This is a genomic window from Cupriavidus cauae, from assembly GCF_008632125.1.
GTDB classification, from domain to species: domain Bacteria; phylum Pseudomonadota; class Gammaproteobacteria; order Burkholderiales; family Burkholderiaceae; genus Cupriavidus; species Cupriavidus cauae.
In genome coordinates this window covers 187,420-206,217 of sequence record NZ_VWRN01000053.1, presented here as the reverse complement: position 1 = coordinate 206,217, position 18,798 = coordinate 187,420, and the positions used below count along the sequence as shown (strand labels likewise).

Annotated in this window: 12 protein-coding genes; 3 read left to right on the top strand and 9 right to left on the bottom strand. The window is 68.2% G+C overall.

Annotation, left to right across the window (positions count from 1 at the left end; genetic code table 11):
* Nucleotides 1-32 precede the first annotated feature (32 nt).
* Together ggt and F1599_RS19885 are read right to left on the bottom strand one after the other, a co-directional pair.
* The gene (gene ggt / locus F1599_RS19890; protein ID WP_149317831.1) at nucleotides 33-1,658 is read right to left on the bottom strand and encodes a gamma-glutamyltransferase; all 1,626 of its coding nucleotides are present in this window, start codon (nucleotides 1,656-1,658) and stop codon (nucleotides 33-35) included.
* 39 nt (nucleotides 1,659-1,697) lie between these two features.
* On the bottom strand, nucleotides 1,698-2,675 hold the full coding sequence (locus F1599_RS19885; protein WP_149317832.1) for a Bug family tripartite tricarboxylate transporter substrate binding protein: 978 nt from the start codon (nucleotides 2,673-2,675) through the stop codon (nucleotides 1,698-1,700).
* 189 nt (nucleotides 2,676-2,864) lie between these two features.
* Here F1599_RS19885 and F1599_RS19880 point away from each other — a divergent pair, with 189 nt between their 5' ends.
* The gene (locus F1599_RS19880) at nucleotides 2,865-3,755 is read left to right on the top strand and encodes a LysR substrate-binding domain-containing protein (protein WP_149317833.1); all 891 of its coding nucleotides are present in this window, start codon (nucleotides 2,865-2,867) and stop codon (nucleotides 3,753-3,755) included.
* 77 nt (nucleotides 3,756-3,832) lie between these two features.
* Here the strand turns inward: F1599_RS19880 and F1599_RS19875 are convergent, their stop codons facing one another.
* Both F1599_RS19875 and F1599_RS19870 read right to left on the bottom strand, forming a co-directional pair.
* Nucleotides 3,833-5,335, bottom strand: coding sequence for a tripartite tricarboxylate transporter permease (locus F1599_RS19875; RefSeq protein ID WP_149317834.1), 1,503 nt, complete (start codon nucleotides 5,333-5,335; stop codon nucleotides 3,833-3,835).
* A gap of 10 nt (nucleotides 5,336-5,345) precedes the next feature.
* Nucleotides 5,346-5,807, bottom strand: a complete 462-nt coding sequence (locus tag F1599_RS19870) for a tripartite tricarboxylate transporter TctB family protein (protein ID WP_006578403.1) — start codon at nucleotides 5,805-5,807, stop codon at nucleotides 5,346-5,348.
* A 498-nt stretch (nucleotides 5,808-6,305) separates the two neighbouring features.
* Between F1599_RS19870 and F1599_RS19865 the strand changes: the two genes are divergently transcribed.
* Entirely contained in the window at nucleotides 6,306-8,036 is a 1,731-nt protein-coding gene (locus F1599_RS19865) for a potassium/proton antiporter (RefSeq protein WP_150084210.1), read from the top strand.
* 8 nt (nucleotides 8,037-8,044) lie between these two features.
* Here F1599_RS19865 and F1599_RS19860 read toward each other — a convergent pair whose 3' ends face one another.
* From F1599_RS19860 to F1599_RS19845, 4 genes are all read right to left on the bottom strand, one after another.
* Entirely contained in the window at nucleotides 8,045-10,939 is a 2,895-nt protein-coding gene (locus F1599_RS19860; RefSeq protein ID WP_150084209.1) for a hypothetical protein, read from the bottom strand.
* A gap of 225 nt (nucleotides 10,940-11,164) precedes the next feature.
* Entirely contained in the window at nucleotides 11,165-12,193 is a 1,029-nt protein-coding gene (locus F1599_RS19855) for a Bug family tripartite tricarboxylate transporter substrate binding protein (protein ID WP_149317837.1), read from the bottom strand.
* Nucleotides 12,194-12,329: 136 nt separating this feature from the next.
* Complete coding sequence (locus F1599_RS19850; RefSeq protein ID WP_149317838.1) at nucleotides 12,330-12,788, bottom strand: DUF2214 family protein; 459 nt, start codon at nucleotides 12,786-12,788, stop codon at nucleotides 12,330-12,332.
* Between the two features lie 194 nt (nucleotides 12,789-12,982).
* Nucleotides 12,983-14,203, bottom strand: a complete 1,221-nt coding sequence (locus F1599_RS19845; protein WP_149317839.1) for a CaiB/BaiF CoA transferase family protein — start codon at nucleotides 14,201-14,203, stop codon at nucleotides 12,983-12,985.
* A 421-nt stretch (nucleotides 14,204-14,624) separates the two neighbouring features.
* Here F1599_RS19845 and alaS point away from each other — a divergent pair, with 421 nt between their 5' ends.
* Nucleotides 14,625-17,249, top strand: coding sequence for an alanine--tRNA ligase (alaS, locus tag F1599_RS19840; protein ID WP_150084208.1), 2,625 nt, complete (start codon nucleotides 14,625-14,627; stop codon nucleotides 17,247-17,249).
* Between the two features lie 186 nt (nucleotides 17,250-17,435).
* Here alaS and F1599_RS19835 read toward each other — a convergent pair whose 3' ends face one another.
* A complete protein-coding gene (locus F1599_RS19835) occupies nucleotides 17,436-18,671 on the bottom strand; it encodes a GNAT family N-acetyltransferase (protein WP_223819776.1) in 1,236 nt (411 codons plus the stop codon).
* Nucleotides 18,672-18,798: the final 127 nt, after the last annotated feature.

Below are 18,798 nucleotides of genomic sequence, written 5' to 3'. Positions count from 1 at the left end.
AGTGTCCAGGGGACAGCGAGAGCGGGGGACCGTCAGAAGCCCACCGCCTGCCCGTCCCGGCGGCTGTCGCTGGCGGCGACATAGCCGTGCTCGGGGTCTTCCGACAGGCGCCAGATGAACTGGCCCGAGCCGAAGTCCATGTACGGGTCGGCCACCGACTTGAGCTGGTGGCCGCGGTCCTTCAGGCCGGCGACGGTGGCAGCGTTCATGGTGGCCTCGACGTCCAGCGTGAAGTCGCGGTTGACCTTCCAGCGCGGCGCGCAGCAGGCCGCCTGCGGCTGCTGCTTGTAGTCGAGCATGCGCACCACGGTCTGCAGATGGCCCTGCGGCTGCATGTCGCCACCCATCACGCCGAAGCTCATCACCGGCTGGCCGTTGCGCGTCATGAAGGCCGGGATGATGGTGTGGAACGGGCGCTTGCCGCCGGCCACCACATTGGGCGACTTCGGATCCATCGAGAAGCCGACGCCGCGGTTCTGCAGGCTGATGCCGGTGCCGGGCACGACCACGCCGGAGCCGAAGCCCATGTAGTTCGACTGGATGAACGAGATCATCATGCCGTTCTCGTCGGCCGCGGTCAGGTAGATGGTGCCCCCGACCTTGGGCATGCCGAAGTCGAAATGCGTGGCGCGCTTCATGTCGATCAGCCTGGCGCGCGACTTCAGGTAGGCGTCGTCGAGCATCTGCTCCGGCGTGACTTCCATGCTGCGCGGGTCGGACACGTAGCGGTACAGGTCGGCGAACGCCAGCTTCATCGCCTCGATCTGCAGATGCTGCGAGTCGATCGAATCGACTGGCAGGTTGGCGACGTCGAAGTTGTCCAGGATGCCGAGCGCCATCAGCGCGGCGATGCCCTGGCCGTTGGGAGGAATCTCGTGGATCTCGTAGCCGCGATAGGACTTGCGGATCGGCTCGACCCAGTCCGGACGGTAGTCGCGCAGGTCGGCCAGCGTCATCGCGCCGCCGCACTCCTTGCTGAAGGCGGCGATGCGCTCGGCGATCCGGCCTTCGTAGTAGTCCCGGCCGCCGCTGGCGCCGATGCGGCGCAGCGTTTCGGCGGCGGCCTTCATCACGAACTTCTCGCCGGTATGCGGCGCGCGGCCGTTCGGCATGAAGGTGTCGGCGTAGCCCGGCTGGTCCTTCAGGTCCGGCACCGCGGCGGCCCACTTGTGCGCGACGATCGGCGGCACGGCATAGCCGCGCTCGGCGATCTCGATGGCCGGCTCCATCAGGTCGGCGAACGGCAGCTTGCCGAAGCGCTCGTGCAGCGCGGCCCAGCCAGCCACCACGCCGGGCACGGTGACGCTGTCCCAGCCGCGGATCGGCCGCTTGGCGATGCCATTGCCTTCCTCGCCGTACTTGTTGCGGAAGTACTCGGGATTCCATGCGGCCGGCGCCACCCCCGACGAGTTCAGGCCGTGCAGCTGCTTGCCGTCCCACAGGATCGCGAAGGCATCGCTGCCCAGGCCGCAGGAGACCGGCTCGACGATGGTGATCGCGGCGGCGGCGGCGATTGCCGCGTCGATCGCATTGCCGCCCTTGAGCAGCATGCGCAGGCCGGCCTGCGCGGCCAGCGGGTGCGAGGTCGATACCACGTTGCGCGCGAACAGCGGAATGCGCACGGAGGGGTAGGGATTGGTCCAGTCGAAGGTCTGCATGGCGTGTCTCTTGTCTCTTGGCGTTATTCGGTCTTGGCGTTATTCCGCGGTGATGTTGCGGTCCTTGATCAGTTTGCCCCAGCGGGCGCTTTCCTTGCTGACGACCGACGCGAACTGCGCGGGCGTGCCGCCGACCGGCTCGGCGCCGAGCTTGGCCAGCCGTTCCTTGACCTCCGGCGCCTGGATCGCCTTGTTGAACTCCGCGTTCAGGCGGGTAACGAGGTCGGCCGGCAGGTTCTTCGGGCCATAGATGCCGAACCAGGTTTCGCTGACGAAGCCGGGCAGGCCCGATTCGCCGACGGTCGGCACGTCGGGCACCAGCGACGAGCGCTTCGGGCTGGTCACCGCCAGCGCCTTGAGCTTGCCGTCGCGCACGTGCGGCAGGCCGGTGACGATGCTGTCGAACAGGATATGCACCTTGCCCGAGATCAGGTCGGCGATCGACAGCGCGGTGCCCTTGTACGGAATGTGCGTCAGCTGGACACCAGCCTGCGCGCTAAAGGCTTCGGCCATCAGGTGGACCACGGTGCCGTTGCCGCTGGACGCGTAGTTCAGTTCGCCGGGATGCGCCTTCGCATAGGCGATCAGTTCCTTGACGCTGTTCACCGGCAGATGGTTCGACACCACCAGCAGATTGGTGGCGCTGGCGACCTGGCCGATCGGCGTGAAATCGGTCTGCACGTTGTACGGCAGGCGCGGATGGATATGCGGTCCGATCGAATGCGTGCTGCTGGTGGCCATCAGCAGCGTGTAGCCGTCCGCCGGGGCTTTGGCGGCCATGTCGGAGCCGATCGCGCCGCCGGCGCCAGGCCGGTTGTCGACCACCACCTGCTGGCCGAGGTTGGCGCCGACCTTCTGCGCAATGGCGCGCGCCAGCAGGTCGGTCGCGCCGCTGGCGGGGAAGGGCACGATCAGGCGGATCGGCTTGGCGGGATAGCTCTCGGCCAGGGCGGGCGCGGCGGCAAAGGCCAGCGTCGCCGCCAGGCTGGTGCCCAGCAGGCGCAGCCAGGATGTCATCTTCAATCTCCGTGAACGTTGTCGGTTCGATGCCGGCGGGCCGGCCGATGGCGCATTATTCCGTGCAGCTTTACATAATGAAAGCTAATATTTCTTGCTTGCTTCTCAAGTTTTGCTTAAGGCCGTTACGCCAGACCCGGGCTGCATCCGGCCTGCCGGCCCCGCGTTGACCTGCTTCCCTCTTACTTTATGAGCACCATCCGGTTCCTTCGTACTTTCGTCGCCGTCGCCGAGCACGGCTCCTTCGCCGCCGCCGCCGGCCATGTGGCGCTGACCCAGGCGGCGGTCAGCCTGCAGATGCGCGCGCTCGAGGGCGAACTGCGGCGCGACCTGTTCGACCGGACCGGCCGCGTGGTGGTGCTCAACGCGGGCGGGCGGGAACTGCTGCCGCGCGCACGACAGCTGCTGGCACTGTACGACGAGATGCGCGCCGCGCCGGAGACGCCCGAGGCGATGGCCGGCGCGGTCGCCGTCGGCGCCGTGGTGTCGGTGATGGGCGGCCTGTCGCATGTGGTGGCCAGCATGAAGACCGAGCATCCGGCGCTGGACGTGCGGCTGGTCGGCGCCAAGTCGATCGAGCTGGCCACGCTGGTCGAGGCAGGCGAGCTCGATGCGGCGATCGTGGTGGAGGGGCCGGGCCGGCTGGCGGGGGCGCTGCGCTGGACGCCGCTGTATCGCGAGCCGCTGGTGGCGATCGCCGCCGCCGGCAGCGCCGCCACGGACGCGCGCCAGGCGCTGGCTGGCCAGGCCTTCCTGCGCTTCGACCGGACCCAGCTGACCGGCATGCTGGTCGAGCGGGCCCTGCGGCGCGCGCACCTGCGTGTCAATGAATTCCTCGAACTCAATTCGATCGAGGCGCTGGTCGAACTGGTGCGGCAGCAGGTCGGCGTGACGGTCGTGCCGCTGCTGCAGCGGGCGCGCTGGCGCGACGACGAGGCGCTGCGGGTGCTGCCACTGGAGGCGGGCGGCGAGCCGGTATGGCGCACCATCGGCATGCTGGAGCGGCGCGATCATTCGCGCCGGCACATCACCGAGGCGATCCGGGCCGCCTGCGCGGCGCTGTTCTGCGAGCCGCGCTAGGGGGCGTTCGACCCGACCCCCCCAAAAAAAAACGGGGTGCCGGCTGGCACCCCGTTTCACGTGTTGCGTGTTGCTTCTTACTCTTCCTGGAACGCTTCCTCGCGCTTGGCCTTGATCGACGGCAGGGCCACGATCAGCACCAGGATCGCGGCGGCGATCAGCAGGCTCAGCGACAGCGGACGGGTGAAGAATACCGTGAACTCGCCACGCGAGAGCAGCAGCGTGCGGCGGAAGTTCTCTTCCATCATCGGTCCGAGCACGAAGCCGAGCAGCAGCGGCGCCGGTTCGCACTTGAGCTTCAGGAACAGATAGCCCACCACGCCGAAGGCCGCGGTCTGGAACACGTCGAAGGTGGTGTTCTGGACCGAGTAGACGCCGATACAGCAGAACGTCAGGATGGCCGGGTACAGGAAGCGGTAGGGCACCTTCAGCAGCTTGACCCAGATGCCGATCAGCGGCAGGTTCAGGATGATCAGCATCAGGTTGCCGATCCACATCGAGGCGATCAGGCCCCAGAACAGCTGCGGGTTGCTGGTCATCACCTGCGGACCCGGCTGGATGTTGTGGATCGTCATCGCACCGACCATCAGCGCCATCACCGCGTTGGGCGGAATGCCCAGCGTCAGCAGCGGGATGAAGGAGGTCTGCGAAGCGGCGTTGTTGGCCGACTCGGGACCCGCCACGCCTTCGATCGCACCCTTGCCGAACTCGTGCGGATACTTCGACGACTTCTTCTCCAGCGTGTAGGCCGCGAACGAAGCCAGCGAGGCGCCGCCGCCCGGCAGGATGCCCAGCGCGGAACCGAGCACGGTGCCGCGCAGCACCGCCGGGATCATGCGCCTGAAGTCTTCCTTGGTCGGGAACAGGTTGGTGATGCTGTCGGTGAAGGTCTCGCGCTTTTCGCGTTGCTCCAGGTTCGCGATGATTTCCGCGAAGCCGAAGATACCCATCGCCACGGCCACAAAGTTCAGGCCGTCGGTCAGTTCCGGCACGTCGAACGAGAAGCGCGCCGCGCCCGAGTTCACGTCGGTACCGACCAGGCCCAGCAGCAGGCCCAGCACGATCATCGCGATCGCCTTGACCAGCGAGCCCGAGGCCAGCACCACCGCGCCGATCAGGCCCAGCACCATCAGCGAGAAGTACTCGGCGGGGCCGAACTTGAAGGCCAGTTCCGACAGCGGCGCGGCAAAGCCGGCCAGGATCAGCGTGGCCACGCAGCCGGCGAAGAACGAACCCATGCCCGCGGTCGCCAGTGCCACCCCGGCGCGGCCACGCCGCGCCATCTGATAGCCGTCGATGGTTGTCACCACCGAGGACGATTCGCCGGGCAGATTGACCAGGATCGCGGTGGTCGAGCCGCCGTACTGGGCGCCGTAGTAGATGCCCGCCAGCATGATCAGCGCGGCCACCGGCGGCAGCGTGTAGGTGATCGGCAGCAGCATCGCGATGGTCGCGAGCGGTCCCAGGCCGGGCAGCACGCCGATCAGCGTGCCGAGCAGGCAGCCGAGGAAGGCGTAGGCCAGGTTCTGGAAGGTCAGGGCGGTCGAGAAGCCGATGCCCAGGTTGGTTAGCAGTTCCATCTGGCGCTCCTTAGCCGGTAATGAAGGCCGGCCACACCGGCATCTGCAGATTGATGCCGTAGACGAAGGCGCCCATGCTGATCAGCACCAGCACGATGGTGTTCAGGATCGCGCCGCGCCAGGTGAACTCGTGGCTGGCCATCGAAGACACCAGCACCAGCACGATCACCGACAGCACCATGCCCAGCGGCTTGAGCAGCAGGCCGAACAGCACCACCGAACCGAGGATCCACAGCAACAGCTTGATATCCCAGCGGGCCAGTTCATCGCCCTCGCCCTTGCTGGACATCGATCCGATCAGCACCAGCACGCCCAGCAGGGCAAGCACGACGCCGAGCCAGAACGGGAAATACCCCGGACCCATCTTCGCGGCAGTTCCCATCGAATAGCCGCGAGCGACCCAGGAAAAGCCGAATCCGACCAGGATGAACATCAGGCCGGAGGCAAAGTCCTTTTGGCTACGTATGCGCAAAATGATTCTCCTCGATTTGACAAAACTGGCGCTTGCGGTGCTGTGAGCCGCGCGTCGATGCGCTGGTCTCATGGCGTCGCGACGGGCCGTTGCAGCGTTTGTGCGGTGCAACGAAACCACGCGCGGCACCCTCCCCGTCCGCAGGCAGGGGGAAGGTAAGGGGGCCACCTTTCAGCGACCTTTCAGATGTCTGCAAACTTGGTCAATGTGAGGGTATCTCCCTAGGTCCGCGCAGAGGCGGTCCCGCGCATCGCGCGGGACGGGGATGCGCCGGGCCAAGGGGGGCCGACATGGCCGTCGGCTATCATCGGCGGCGCGGCGGCCGTCATGCTGCGCTGTCACGCCTGTGCGCCTGTGCGCCTGTGCGCCTGTGCGCCTCTGCGCCCGCAGCGCCGCTGCACCAGTGCCCAGTGCGTCAGTGCGTCGTGCGTCAGTGCGCCGGTGCGTCGCCGCGTGGTTGTCTCCGCCTCCTCCACCGTAATCGTTGCAAGGGCCAGTTTGGAAAGCATTGAACACGTGATCCTGATCGGCGCCGTGGTGATGTCCCTCGGCATCGTCGTCGGCGCCTTCTCTTCGCGCATCGGCGTGCCGTTTCTGCTGGTATTCCTGCTGGTCGGCATGCTGGCCGGTGTCGACGGCCCGGGCGGCATCCGCTTCTCCAATACCTGGCTCAGCTTTCTGGTCGGCAATCTGGCGCTGGCCGTGATCCTGCTCGATGGCGGGCTGCGCACGCAGTACGCGACCTTTCGCGTCGCGTTGCGGCCGTCGCTGGCGCTGGCGACGGTCGGCGTGCTGCTGACCACCGGGCTGGTGGGCCTGTTCGCGGCCTGGGTGCTGGAGATCGACTGGAAGCTCGGCCTGCTGCTGGGCGCCATCGTCGGCTCGACCGACGCGGCCGCGGTCTTCTCGCTGCTCAACAGCAGCGGCGTCCGGCTCAAGGAGCGGGTCGCCAGCGTGCTCGAGATCGAATCGGGCATCAACGATCCGATGGCGATCTTCCTGACGCTGACGCTGATCGAGTGGATCCATGCGCCGGCAGGGCTGAGCGGTGGCGCGCTGCTGTGGCGGTTGCTGGTGCAGTTCGGCGTCGGCGGCGCGATGGGCCTGGCGCTGGGCTATTGCCTGGCCAATGTGCTGGAGCGCATTCGGGTGGCAGAAGGCCTGCAGGCGATCCTGCTGTGTTCGGGCGGCGCCATGGTGTTTGCGATCGTGCAGACCGCAGGCGGCAGCGGATTTCTGGCCGTGTATCTGACCGGCATGCTGATCGGCAACCGCGACCGCGCCGTGAGCCCGGACGCGATGCGGGCGATGGATGGCATGGCGTGGCTGGCCCAGTCGGCGATGTTCCTGCTGCTGGGCCTGCTGGTGACGCCGCACCGGATCTGGGACGTGGCGGTGCCAGCGATGGCCGTGGCGCTGTTCCTGATGCTGGTGGCCCGCCCGCTCGCGGTCTGGATCTCGCTGCTGCCGTTCCGCTTCAACGCGCGCGAGAAGGGCTTCATTGCCTGGATGGGACTGCGCGGCGCGGTGCCGATCGTGCTGGCGCTGTTTCCGCTGCTGCAAGGCATGCCCGACGCCGGCCTGTTGTTCCGCATCGCCTTTGCCGTGGTGCTGGCCAGCCTGCTGCTGCAGGGAACGACGGTGCCGCTGGCCGCGCGGCTCGGCCGGGTGCTGCGGCCCGCGTATCCCGAGCCGCTGGCGCGCGAACGCCTGCACGGCACGCGCGCACCGGCGATGGACCTGATGCAGTTCGAGGTCGAGCCCGAGTCCGCGGTAACCGGCGTGCGCGGGGACCGCGTCGAATTGCCGCCGCGTTGTCGACTGATGACCGTGGCCCGCGGCGAGGCGTTGCTGCCGCTCGAGCAGGCCGTTCTGCAGGCCGGCGATACGGTTTCGGTGCTGGCGCCGGCGAGCAGCGTGCCGACGCTGGCCCGGCTGTTCCGCACGCCGGAGCGCGCACCGGCATGGCAGCAGGTGCCGCATGACTTCGTGCTGTCGGGCGACGCGCTGCTGCGCGATGTGGCCGGGTTGTATGGCACGCGGGATCTGACGCCGGGCGAGTATCCGTCGACGCTGGAGGCCGCGATGCTGAACGCCTTCGCCACGCCGCCGGTGGAGGGCGACACGGTGGAGATTGCGGGCCTGACCTTGACCGCGGTGCGCATGGAGGATGGCCGGATCGTGCAGGTGGGGTTGAGGTTGCCGCGGCAGGCCAGCGCAGTGCAATAGCCAGTGGGTCAGCGCAGGGCCCCTATGTTGACCAACTGCTGCACCGTCCAGCCGAGCACGGGGGGCAACTTGCCGCGATAGAGGTTGAGCACGATCTTGCTGACGGGGAGCTTGCTGCCTTGCAGTTGGAGCCTGGAGGGGTCCACCTTGCCGGCATCGCGGGCTTCGCGTGCCTCGCGATGCGGGGCCGGCGCCTCCATGCCGGCGATGCGTATCGCCGAGACCACCCATTGCAGCGAATGGGCGAGGGCATCCAGGGACCGGTGCACCGCCTGGATGTCCTCCCGGTATGGCGCGGCAACGGCGTCCGGCAGATCGCCGGTATCGACGAGCGGCTCGACATATTCGCGCCGTATCCTGTCAATCAGCGGTACAGCGCGCGCCGCCGCCTCGCGCAACGCCAGCGCTTTGCGGCGCGTGGCGTTGTTCGCCTCGATCTCGCCGTGGGGGTTCATCGCTGCCAGCCAGCGCGGCAACAGCGTGCCGGCGCGCTCGAGCACATCGCAGACCGTTTCCAGCATGCCGGCCCTGGACCTGCTGCCCTCGATCGCGTCGCGCAGCGCCCGCTCGATATCCCGCTTGGCATCCACCATCTTCGCCACCGATCGCTGGCGCAGCTGCGCGATGTTGGCGTCCAGGCGGTTTTCCAGCGCATTGGCGGTTTCGCCGAATGTCCTCGAGGCATGCCGGTCGGCCTGGTCCCATTGCTGCAGGAAGCCGTGTTCGAGCGCCTCGGAAGGGGGCGCTACCTGGCTGTCCGCTTCGGGGTCGTCCATGCCGTGATCGGCCATCCGGGCGCGATACACGTCGCGCAGGCTGGACCATTCCTGCAGAGAGGCGTTCAGCCTGCGGGCGATCTCGACCGCGAGCCGCTCCTCTTGCTGTCCGGTGTCTTGCTGACGCCTGGCCTCCAGGCGCCGGTTGTGCGCGTTCATCAGCCGGCCGGTAACCTGGATGCTGGCCAGGTCGAGCAGCGTCGCGGCCACCGCACCGGCCGGCACGCTGGCGGTCCAGTCCGCCAGCGCGGGATACAGGCCGCGCAACTCCTCCAGCCTGGCTTCGGCCAGCAGGATTTCGCGGCGCACATGGTCCATCACCCTGTGCCGTTCGCGCAGGAACGGCTTGATCGCGGGAAAGATGGTGCCGATCACATCGGGCGGCCCGAGCTCGCCGCTGCGGATGCAGTCGCGCAGCGCATGCACGCCGGCCTGCCAGCGTGTCTCCAGGGGGATCGCTGGATGGCTGGCGCTCTGGCGCAGCGCGTGCATGTGGTCTTCCGCAAAGTCGTCCAGCAGGGCCGCGACGCTGTTGCAGATGTCCGCGATCGGCCAGCGCTGGTAGAAAAAGCGTGCGAACAGCTTGCGGGCGCCGGTCAGCATGGGCCGGTAGTCGAGCGGCACGGCATTGGTTTCGCCTGCATCGAGCGCGGCGGACAGCCATTGGAAGTCGCTGCTGTCGAGTTCGCCCCGTGTGGCCTCGTCAAAGGGGTGCCGATCGCTGGCGCGCACCAGCACGGCGATGGCTGCGGCACGATCATGGCCGTGGCCGAGGTCATGCAGATATTGCAGGTTGCGGGCCACGAGAAATTGCCGCAAATAGGCCGGCGCCGACAATTTCGCATCGACGATGCGCAACAGTCCCGACTCGTCCATGCGCTCGCCGCGCGCGGTATGGCGATCGACTTCCTGGCGTACGGCCTGGCACAGGCCCTTGACGAGATCGGCCCGGATCAGGTCGCGCTGCTTCAGCACCGCGAGGTCGCCGTCCAGCTGCGCGCGCGCCTGGGCACGGCGTTGCATCAGCGCGCGCATGTGCGGCACGTCCTGGTTGAGCGGGTTCCATGCCAGCTCGCCATCGCAGCGGCGCAGCACGTCGTACAGCTCGCGCTCCTTCAGTTCGGCGAGCAGCCTGGTGCGCGCGGCCAGCAGCCCTGACAGCGTGTCGTCGCCAGCGTCGACGGCGTTGCACGCATCCGGCGCCGCGGTGCCGTGCCGGACTGCTTCCCCCTCGGCGTTGCCGGCAGCGCTCGCCAGCCGCGACCGCTCCTGGGCGAGGCGGGCTTCGTTCTGCTTCAGGTCGCGCATCAGTTCCCCGTACCGCAGCTCGGCCAGCAGTCCCGCTACCGCGGCTTCCCGGTCGCAGGTCCTGCGTTCGCCGGAATTCATCGCCGCATGCTGGATCGGTCCGGAGCGCAGGCGGCGATCGTATTCGCGCAGCCATCGGTCGCGGCCAGCGACGTTGTTCGGGCCCGCCAGTTCAGGGGCGCAGCTGGCCAGCGCGGACTTGAGCAAGGCCGGATCGCGGCGGCGCGCACGCGCGGTCTGCGCCTGCAGCCCCAGCTTCAGCTGTTCGGCGACGTAGGCGCGCGTCGCCGGAAACGGACAAGGCGCACCGGCGCCGGCGGTCTCGCTCAACCCCAGGCTGATGCCATCGAGCATCGCGTACAGCGGTGTCGCCGAGGACGAGGTGGCGGCCGGTGTCATCAGCTCGGCATAGAGCCGTTGATTGGCCCGGTCCACGGACACGGCGCGCCGGAACAGCACGAACACCTGCTGCAGCGCCGCGTGCGACAGATAGGTGCCGCGCTCGATCCGGTCGGCGATCGTCAGCCCGGGCACGCGGTCGCCAGGCAGTGCCAGGCTGGCGCGGCACAGGCGTTCGCGCACCGCGGCGCCGCCGCGCCGCTCGATGGCCGCGATCAGCGCGCGCCATGACGCCTGGTTGCGTGCCGCGTCGGCACTGGTCTTGCCGATACGGAACAGGCGGTGGAACCCGGCGCGCAGCGCCATCCCGAAGCTGCTGCCGAGCTCCAGCGTCCCATCGGCGCCGCACCGCACCTGATAGGTACAGTGCCAGGCGGCAGGGGGCAGCGGCATGTCGAAGTCGATGTGGCCGGCGTTCACGATGTCTCCCTGGTGGTTGTCTCGATGCAGGCGCGCGTCCGCGGTGGCGTGGCATCAAGGTATGGGAGAGACCGCGTCGCAGCTTGCGCAAACATTGTTAAACCGGTCCGCGCGGAAGCCCACCTGTCAAAAAAGGAAACGGCCCGCTGCCCATGACAGGCAGCGGGCCGCGATTGCGCCAGCCGGGTGAATCGACGCGGACGCGTCAGTCCAGGTCAGCCCACGTCAGTCCACCTTCGCGCCCGACGCCTTGACGATCTGCGCGTACTTCTTCAGCTCGCGCTGCACCAGCGCGCCGAACTGCTCGGGCGTGGTCGGCGCGGGCTGGGCGCCGATGCGGGCCATGCGCGCCTTCATCTCGTCGGTCTTCAGGATCGCGACGATCTCGCGATTGAGGCGGTCCACGATGTCGCGCGGCACGTTGGCCGGCGCGAACACGCCGAACCAGGTCGAGATGTCGAAGCTCTCCAGGCCCAGGCCCTTGCCCGCTTCGGCGATGGTCGGCAGCTCCGGCACGGCGCTGGCGCGCGCCGGCGTGGTCACGGCGAAGGCCTTGAGCTTGCCCGCCTTGATATTGGCGCTGGCCGAGGCCAGGTTGTCGAAGATCAGGTCGGTCTGTCCGGACAGCACCGACAGCTGGGCCGGCGCGGCGCCGTTGTAGGGGATATGGACCATGCTGACTTTCGCCAGGCTCTTGAACAGCTCGCCCGACAGATGACCGGCGCTGCCGTTGCCGCCGGACGCGTAGTCGAGCTTGCCGGGGTTCTTGCGCGCATATTCGACCAGGTCGCGCACCGATTCGATATGCAGCTCGGCCGCCTTGCCCGGATGCATCACCAGCACGTTGGGCACGTCCGCGACCAGCGTGATCGGCGTGAAGTCCTTGATCGGGTCGTACGGCATCTTCGCGAACAGGGTCGGGTTGATCGCGTGCGTTGCCACCGCGCCCATCACGATGGTGTAGCCGTCGGCCGGTTGGCGCGCCACGTAGTCGGCGCCGAGGTTGCCGCCGGCGCCGGGCCGGTTCTCGATGACGACGGGCTGCCCGAGCGAGTCCTTGAGCTTGTCGCCGATCGCGCGCGCGACGGTGTCGAGCGGGCCGCCGGCCGGATAGGGCACGACGAAGCGGATCGGCTTGCTCGGCCAGGCGGCGGCAGGCGGTTGCGCGGCCGCCGGGGCGGCAAACAGGGCGGCGCCGACGGACGCCACAAGGGCGGCCGCGCTCAGCGCGTTGGCGGCGAAGGTCTTGAACATGGTAGCCAGTCAGCAGGTTGGGAATCGGTGGGCGCGGCGGGTCCGCCGGCGCCTCGTATGGTCTGGGTGGTGTTGATGGTCTTGGTGACCCTGGTTGTCTTCGTGGTCCCGTGCTCGGCAGGGCGAGCGCCGGAACTCAGCCGCGGATACCCAGCCCGCGCGCCATCATCACGGCGCACAGGGGCAGCAGGATCAGCAGATGCGCTTCGACCATGACCCAGCGGCGCGCCGCCTTCAGTTCGGCGTCGGACGGCACGAAGCCGGCCTGGCCGGCGGCCTGCGCGCGCCAGCGGCGGAAGCGGAAGGTCGGCGGCAGCGAGCACAGCGCGATCAGCACGAACACCGTCATCTTGGCGTGGAACCACGGGTTGGGCAGATAGAACTCGACGCCTTTGGCGCCATAGAACAGCCGCAGCAGGCCGGTGGCCAGCGCCGCCATCGCGGAGCCGAAGTACAGCAGATCGTAGATGCCGACCCGGCGCACCGCCGCCGGCGTGATGCCGGGCCGCAGCACCACGGCCTCGGCGACCAGGAAGGTGATCAGCGCGAAGATGGACAGGAAGTGGAGAAAAGCGAGCAAGGCATCGATCTGCATGGGTACTCCGGCTCGGTTCAGGGTGGGGAAGGGGTTGGGGAATCGGTGCGGGCGACGGCCGGCCCCTTGGCCGCCGCCTCGTCATTCATCGCAATACGTCGATCGACTTGTCGATCAACTCGCCGATCGATCCGTCGTTCTACTCGTCATTCCAAGCGTCATTCCAAAGCGTCATTCCAGGCGACATCGGCCCGTCACAGCACGCCCTTGGCCCGCAGCTCGGCGATGCGCTCCGGCGTATAGCCGAGCATCTCGCCCAGCACCGCATCGGTGTGCTCGCCCAGCAGCGGCGGGTGGCGGACCGCCTGCGGCGGCGTGGCGCTCATCTTGATCGGGCTGCCGACCAGCTTGACCTCCCCCGCGCTCGGGTGCGGCAAGTCCACGCGCAGGCCGCGCGCCTTGACCTGGGCGTCCTCGAACACATCGTCCAGCGTATTGATCGGGCCGCACGGCACGCCGGCCGCCTCCAGATCGGCGATCCACTGCGCGCGCGTGCGCGGCTTGACCATCTCGGCCAGGATCGGCACCAGCGTGTCGCGGTTGGCCACGCGCTGCGGATTGGTGGCGAAGCGCGGATCGGCCGACAGCTCGGGCCGGCCGCCGGCCTCGACGAACTTGCGGAACTGCCCGTCGTTGCCGACCGCGACGATGATCCAGCCGTCGGCCGCCTGGAAGGTCTGGTACGGCACGATGTTCGGGTGCGCGTTGCCCCAGCGCTTCGGCGCGACGCCGCTGGCCAGGTAATTGGTGTTCATGTTGGCCAGCATGGCGACCTGCACGTCGAGCAGCGCCATGTCGATGTACTGGCCCTCTCCGGTGCGGTCGCGGTGCGCCAGCGCGGCCAGCACCGCGATGGTCGCGTACTGGCCGGTCATCAGGTCGGAGATCGCCACGCCGGCCTTCTGGGGGCCGCCGCCGGGCAGGTCGTCGCGCTCGCCGGTCAGGCTCATGAAGCCGCCCATGCCCTGGATGATGAAGTCGTAGCCGGGGCGGGCGGCGTAGGGGCCGGTCTGGCCGAAGCCGGTCACGGAGCAGTAGATCAGGTCAGGCTTGACCGCCTTCAGCGATTCATAGTCGAGCCCGTACTTCTTCAGCTGGCCGACCTTGTAGTTCTCCAGCACCACGTCGCTCTGCGCCGCCAGTTCGCGGACCAGCTGCTGGCCCTCGGGCGTGCTGATGTCGCAGGTCACCGAGCGCTTGTTGCGGTTGGCGGCGAGGTAGTAGGCCGCCTCGGCGGTGTCGCGGCCGGACTCGTCCTGCAGCCACGGCGGGCCCCAGGTGCGGGTGTCGTCGCCGGCGCCGGGCCGTTCGATCTTGATCACGTCGGCGCCGAAGTCGGCAAGGTTCTGGGCGCACCAGGGCCCGGCGAGCACGCGGGTCAGGTCGAGAACGCGGAGGTGGCTTAAAGCTCCCATGGGAATATCAGGCGGTATCGGTGAGGCGGCTGGACGGCGAATCGGGCAGGGCGGCGACATTGGCCGGCGGAACGGTCCCGCCGGACGGGCCCGCGGAACCGGGCCGGCAGCACGGGCCCCTGAAGCGGGCCGGTGAAGCGAGCCGGCGAGACGGCCCCGGCAAAACCAGACGTCACCGGCGCGCAGGCGGGCGGGCCGCCGCCGGCCCGGACAGCCAGCACTGTACCACCGGCGGGTCGCCGGAGGCACATCCCGGGACCGCGGCAGCGGTGTCGCATGCATGGCGCGCAGGCCGCCGGGGCGCGCCCGCAACCGCCGGTCCAGCCTGCCGTTGCGGCCGCGTTCCCCGTATAATCAACGGTTTGCAAATCCAATCCGACTGCGCCCTGCGATGTCCATGCGGGGACGCCTTGCCCCAAACATGAAAGTCTCCGACATCCGCAGCAAGTTCCTGCAGTTCTTCGAATCGAAGGGCCATACCGTGGTCCGCTCGTCGAGCCTCGTGCCGGCCAACGATCCGACGCTGTTGTTCACCAACTCCGGCATGGTGCAGTTCAAGGACGTCTTCCTCGGCACCGACAAGCGGCCCTACTCGCGCGCGACCTCGTCGCAGCGTTCGGTGCGCGCCGGCGGCAAGCACAACGACCTGGAAAACGTCGGCTATACCGCGCGCCACCATACCTTCTTCGAGATGCTGGGCAACTTCTCGTTCGGCGACTACTTCAAGCGCGAGGCGATCCAGTACGCATGGGAGCTGCTGACCAAGGTCTACAACCTGCCGGCCGAGAAGCTGTGGGTCACGGTCTATGCCGAGGACGACGAGGCCTATGACATCTGGGCCAGGGAAGTCGGCGTGCCGGTCGAGCGCATCGTGCGGATCGGCGACAACAAGGGCGCGCGCTATGCGTCCGACAACTTCTGGCAGATGGCCGACACCGGCCCCTGCGGCCCGTGCTCGGAAATCTTCTACGACCACGGTCCGGACGTGTGGGGCGGCCCGCCGGGATCGGCCGAAGAGGACGGCGACCGCTACATCGAGATCTGGAACCTGGTGTTCATGCAGTTCAACCGGGACGAGCAGGGCAACATGACGCCGCTGCCCAAGCCCTGCGTCGACACCGGCATGGGCCTGGAGCGCATCGCCGCGGTGCTGCAGCACGTGCACAGCAACTACGAGATCGACCTGTTCCAGGCACTGATCCGCGCCGCCGCGCGCGAGACCGGCACCGACGATCTGGCCAACAACTCGCTGAAGGTCATCGCCGACCATATCCGTGCCTGCTCCTTCCTGATCGTCGACGGCGTGATTCCGGGCAACGAGGGTCGCGGCTACGTGCTGCGCCGGATCGTGCGCCGGGCGATCCGCCACGGCTACAAGCTGGGTCGCAAGACGCCGTTCTTCCACAAGATGGTGGCCGACCTGGTCGCGCAGATGGGCGAGGCCTATCCGGAGCTGGCCGAGGCCGAGCCGCGCGTGGTCGAGGTGCTCAAGGCCGAGGAAGAGCGCTTCTTCGAAACCATCGAGAACGGCATGAGCATTCTCGATGCGGCGCTGGCCGACCTGAAGGCCAAGGGCGGCAACATGCTGGACGGCGAGCTCGCGTTCAAGCTGCACGACACCTACGGCTTCCCGCTGGACCTGACGCAGGACGTCTGCCGCGAGCAGCAGGTCTCGGTCGACGAGGCCGCCTTCGACGCCGCGATGACGCGCCAGCGCGAGCAGGCCCGCGCCGCCGGCAAGTTCAAGATGGCCGCCGGCCTCGAATACACCGGCGCCAAGACGACCTTCCACGGCTACGAGAAGCTGGCGCTCAACGACGCCAAGGTGGTCGCGCTGTATGTCGACGGCGCCTCGGTCGATGTCATGCAACCGGGCCAGACCGGCGTGGTGGTGCTCGACCACACGCCGTTCTACGCCGAGTCGGGTGGCCAGGCGGGCGACCAGGGCGAACTGAAGGCCGGCGCCGCGGTGTTCGCGGTGGCCGATACGACCAAGGTCCAGGCCGATGTGTTCGGCCATCAGGGCACGCTCGGCGGCGCCGCGCTGAAGGTCGGCGACACCGTGACGGCCGAGGTGGACGCCCTGCGCCGCGCGCGCACGATGCGCAACCACTCGGCCACCCACCTGATGCACAAGGCGCTGCGCGAAGTGCTGGGCAGCCACGTGCAGCAGAAGGGCTCGCTGGTCGACGCCGACAAGACCCGCTTCGACTTCTCGCACAACGCACCGCTGACCGCGGCGCAGATCCGCGAGGTCGAGGAGATCGTCAACGCCGAGATCCTGCGCAACGAGGCCACCGGCGCCGAGCTGATGCCGTTCGACGATGCCGTCAAGAGCGGCGCGATGGCGCTGTTCGGCGAGAAGTACGCCGACGAGGTGCGCGTTCTGTCGATCGGCAGCTCGAAGGAACTGTGCGGCGGCACCCACGTGGCCCGCACCGGCGATATCGGCCTGTTCAAGATCGTGGTCGAAGGCGGCGTCGCGGCCGGCATCCGCCGGGTCGAGGCGATCACCGGCGACAACGCGCTGCACTATCTGCAGTCGCTCGATTCGCGCCTGAACGAGGCCGCGGCCGCGCTGAAGGCGCAGCCGAGCGAGCTGGTGCCGCGCATCGGCCAGATGCAGGACCAGGTGCGCGCGCTGGAGAAGGAGCTGGAGCGCCTGAAGAGCAAGCTGGCCGCGTCGCAGGGCGACGAGCTGGCCAGCCAAGCGATCGAGATCAAGGGCCTGAAGGTGCTGGCCGCCCAGCTCGAAGGCGCCGACGTCAAGACGCTGCGCGAGACGATGGACAAGCTCAAGGACAAGCTCAAGAGCGCGGCGATCGTGCTCGGCGCGGTGCAGGACGGCAAGGTCAGCCTGATCGCCGGCGTCACCGCCGACGCGACCGGCAAGGTCAAGGCCGGCGAGCTGGTCAACTTCGTCGCCCAGCAGGTCGGCGGCAAGGGCGGCGGCCGTCCGGACATGGCCCAGGCCGGCGGCACCGAACCGGCGAAGCTGCCGGCGGCGCTGGCGGGCGTGGGCGAGTGGGTGGCGGCGAAGGTTTGAGGGTTCGCTTGCCGCGCCAGCACGCACACCGCGATGGCTGGCTCCCCTCTCCCACCTGAGGGAGAGGGGCTGGGGGAGAGGGTATAGGTATAGGGCGTCGGCAAGCGCTGACGGCGTTGGGCAGAACAGCTTGCCTTTCCCTCTCCCCCGATCCTGTCCCGCACACGGGAGAAGGGGAACACCTGGCTAGCCAGCCCCGCCACCTTCCGCCGTCTTTGCATACGGCGTCCTGTCGTTCAATTCATCCAGATACGCATCGATGCCCGCGCGCTCGCGTGCGAGAAAGCGTTCGACCGCATCGGCGAAGGCCGGGTGCGCGAGCCAGTGGGCCGAGCGCGTGGCGACCGGCAGGAAGCCGCGCGCCATCTTGTGTTCGCCCTGCGCGCCGCCCTCGAAGGTGCGGATCCCGTGTTCGATGCAGAAGGCCAGCGGCTGGTAGTACGCGGTCTCGAAATGCAGGCAGGGATGATGTTCGAGCGCACCCCAATAGCGGCCGTACAGCGTGCTGACCGCGGGATCGTCGTCATAGACGAGCAGCGAGGCGGCGATGTCGCGCCCGTCGCGCCGCGCGATCACCAGCAGCAGATGCTCGGGCATCGCCGCGCCGATGCGCTCGAAGAAATCCAGGTTCAGATACGGCGTCGATCGATGCTCGCGATAGGTCTGCCGATAGCAGCGATGGAACAGCCGCCAGTCGTCGGGGCCGATCTCCGTGCCGCGCAGATGGCGGAACGCGATGCCTGCCTCGGCGACGCGGCGCCGTTCGGCGCGGATGTTTTTGCGCTTCTTCTGCGAAAGCGTGGCGAGAAACGCGTCGAAGTCCGGATAGCCGGGATTGGTCCAGTGGAACTGCACGCCGTGGCGCATCATCATGCCGGCTTGCTGCATCAGCGCGGCCTCCGCCTCGTCGGGGAACAGCACATGCAGTGAGGACAGCTGGCTCTGCTCGGCCAACGTCAGCGCGACCTGCAGCAACAGCTCGCGCGAGACCGCGTTCTCGGCCAGCAGGCGCGTGCCCTGCACCGGCGTGAAGGGAATCGCCGACAGCCACTTCGGGTAGTACTCCAGGCCGTTCTGCGCATAGGCATCGGCCCAGGCCCAGTCGAACACATACTCGCCGTACGAGTGCGCCTTGGCGTAGAGCGGCATCGCGGCGGCCAGGCGCTCGCCATGGGCGACGTCCCCGCCGTCCTTCCACAAGGTCAGATAGCGCGGGCTCCAGCCGGTGTCGTCGCTGGCGCTGCCGCTCGCATGCAGCGCATGCAGGAAGGCATGGCGCAGGAAGGGCGTGCGGCCGGGCTGCCGCGCCAGCAGACCGTCCCATTCGGCCGGCGCGATGTCGGCCAGGTTCTCGACGATACGCGTGCGATAATTCTCGGGTCGCTCCGCCTGCATGGCGGCGCTGCCTGCGTGGGATGGCATGGACTTGCTTGCTTTCACGGTGTGCCTTGCCGAGGTCCGCGGGACCGGCGGCTGGAAAGTAGATGCGGGTGGATGCGGGGCGGATGCCGACGTCGCATTATCGCCCGTGGCCGCGAATTGCATCTGT

Coding starts and splice junctions, on each gene's coding strand:
- ggt (WP_149317831.1), bottom strand. CDS start 1,658: ATGCAGACCTTCGACTGGACCAATCCCTACCCCTCCGTGCGCATTCCG.
- F1599_RS19885 (WP_149317832.1), bottom strand. CDS start 2,675: ATGACATCCTGGCTGCGCCTGCTGGGCACCAGCCTGGCGGCGACGCTG.
- F1599_RS19880 (WP_149317833.1), top strand. CDS start 2,865: ATGAGCACCATCCGGTTCCTTCGTACTTTCGTCGCCGTCGCCGAGCAC.
- F1599_RS19875 (WP_149317834.1), bottom strand. CDS start 5,335: ATGGAACTGCTAACCAACCTGGGCATCGGCTTCTCGACCGCCCTGACC.
- F1599_RS19855 (WP_149317837.1), bottom strand. CDS start 12,193: ATGTTCAAGACCTTCGCCGCCAACGCGCTGAGCGCGGCCGCCCTTGTG.
- F1599_RS19850 (WP_149317838.1), bottom strand. CDS start 12,788: ATGCAGATCGATGCCTTGCTCGCTTTTCTCCACTTCCTGTCCATCTTC.
- F1599_RS19845 (WP_149317839.1), bottom strand. CDS start 14,203: ATGGGAGCTTTAAGCCACCTCCGCGTTCTCGACCTGACCCGCGTGCTC.
- alaS (WP_150084208.1), top strand. CDS start 14,625: ATGAAAGTCTCCGACATCCGCAGCAAGTTCCTGCAGTTCTTCGAATCG.
- F1599_RS19835 (WP_223819776.1), bottom strand. CDS start 18,671: ATGCCATCCCACGCAGGCAGCGCCGCCATGCAGGCGGAGCGACCCGAG.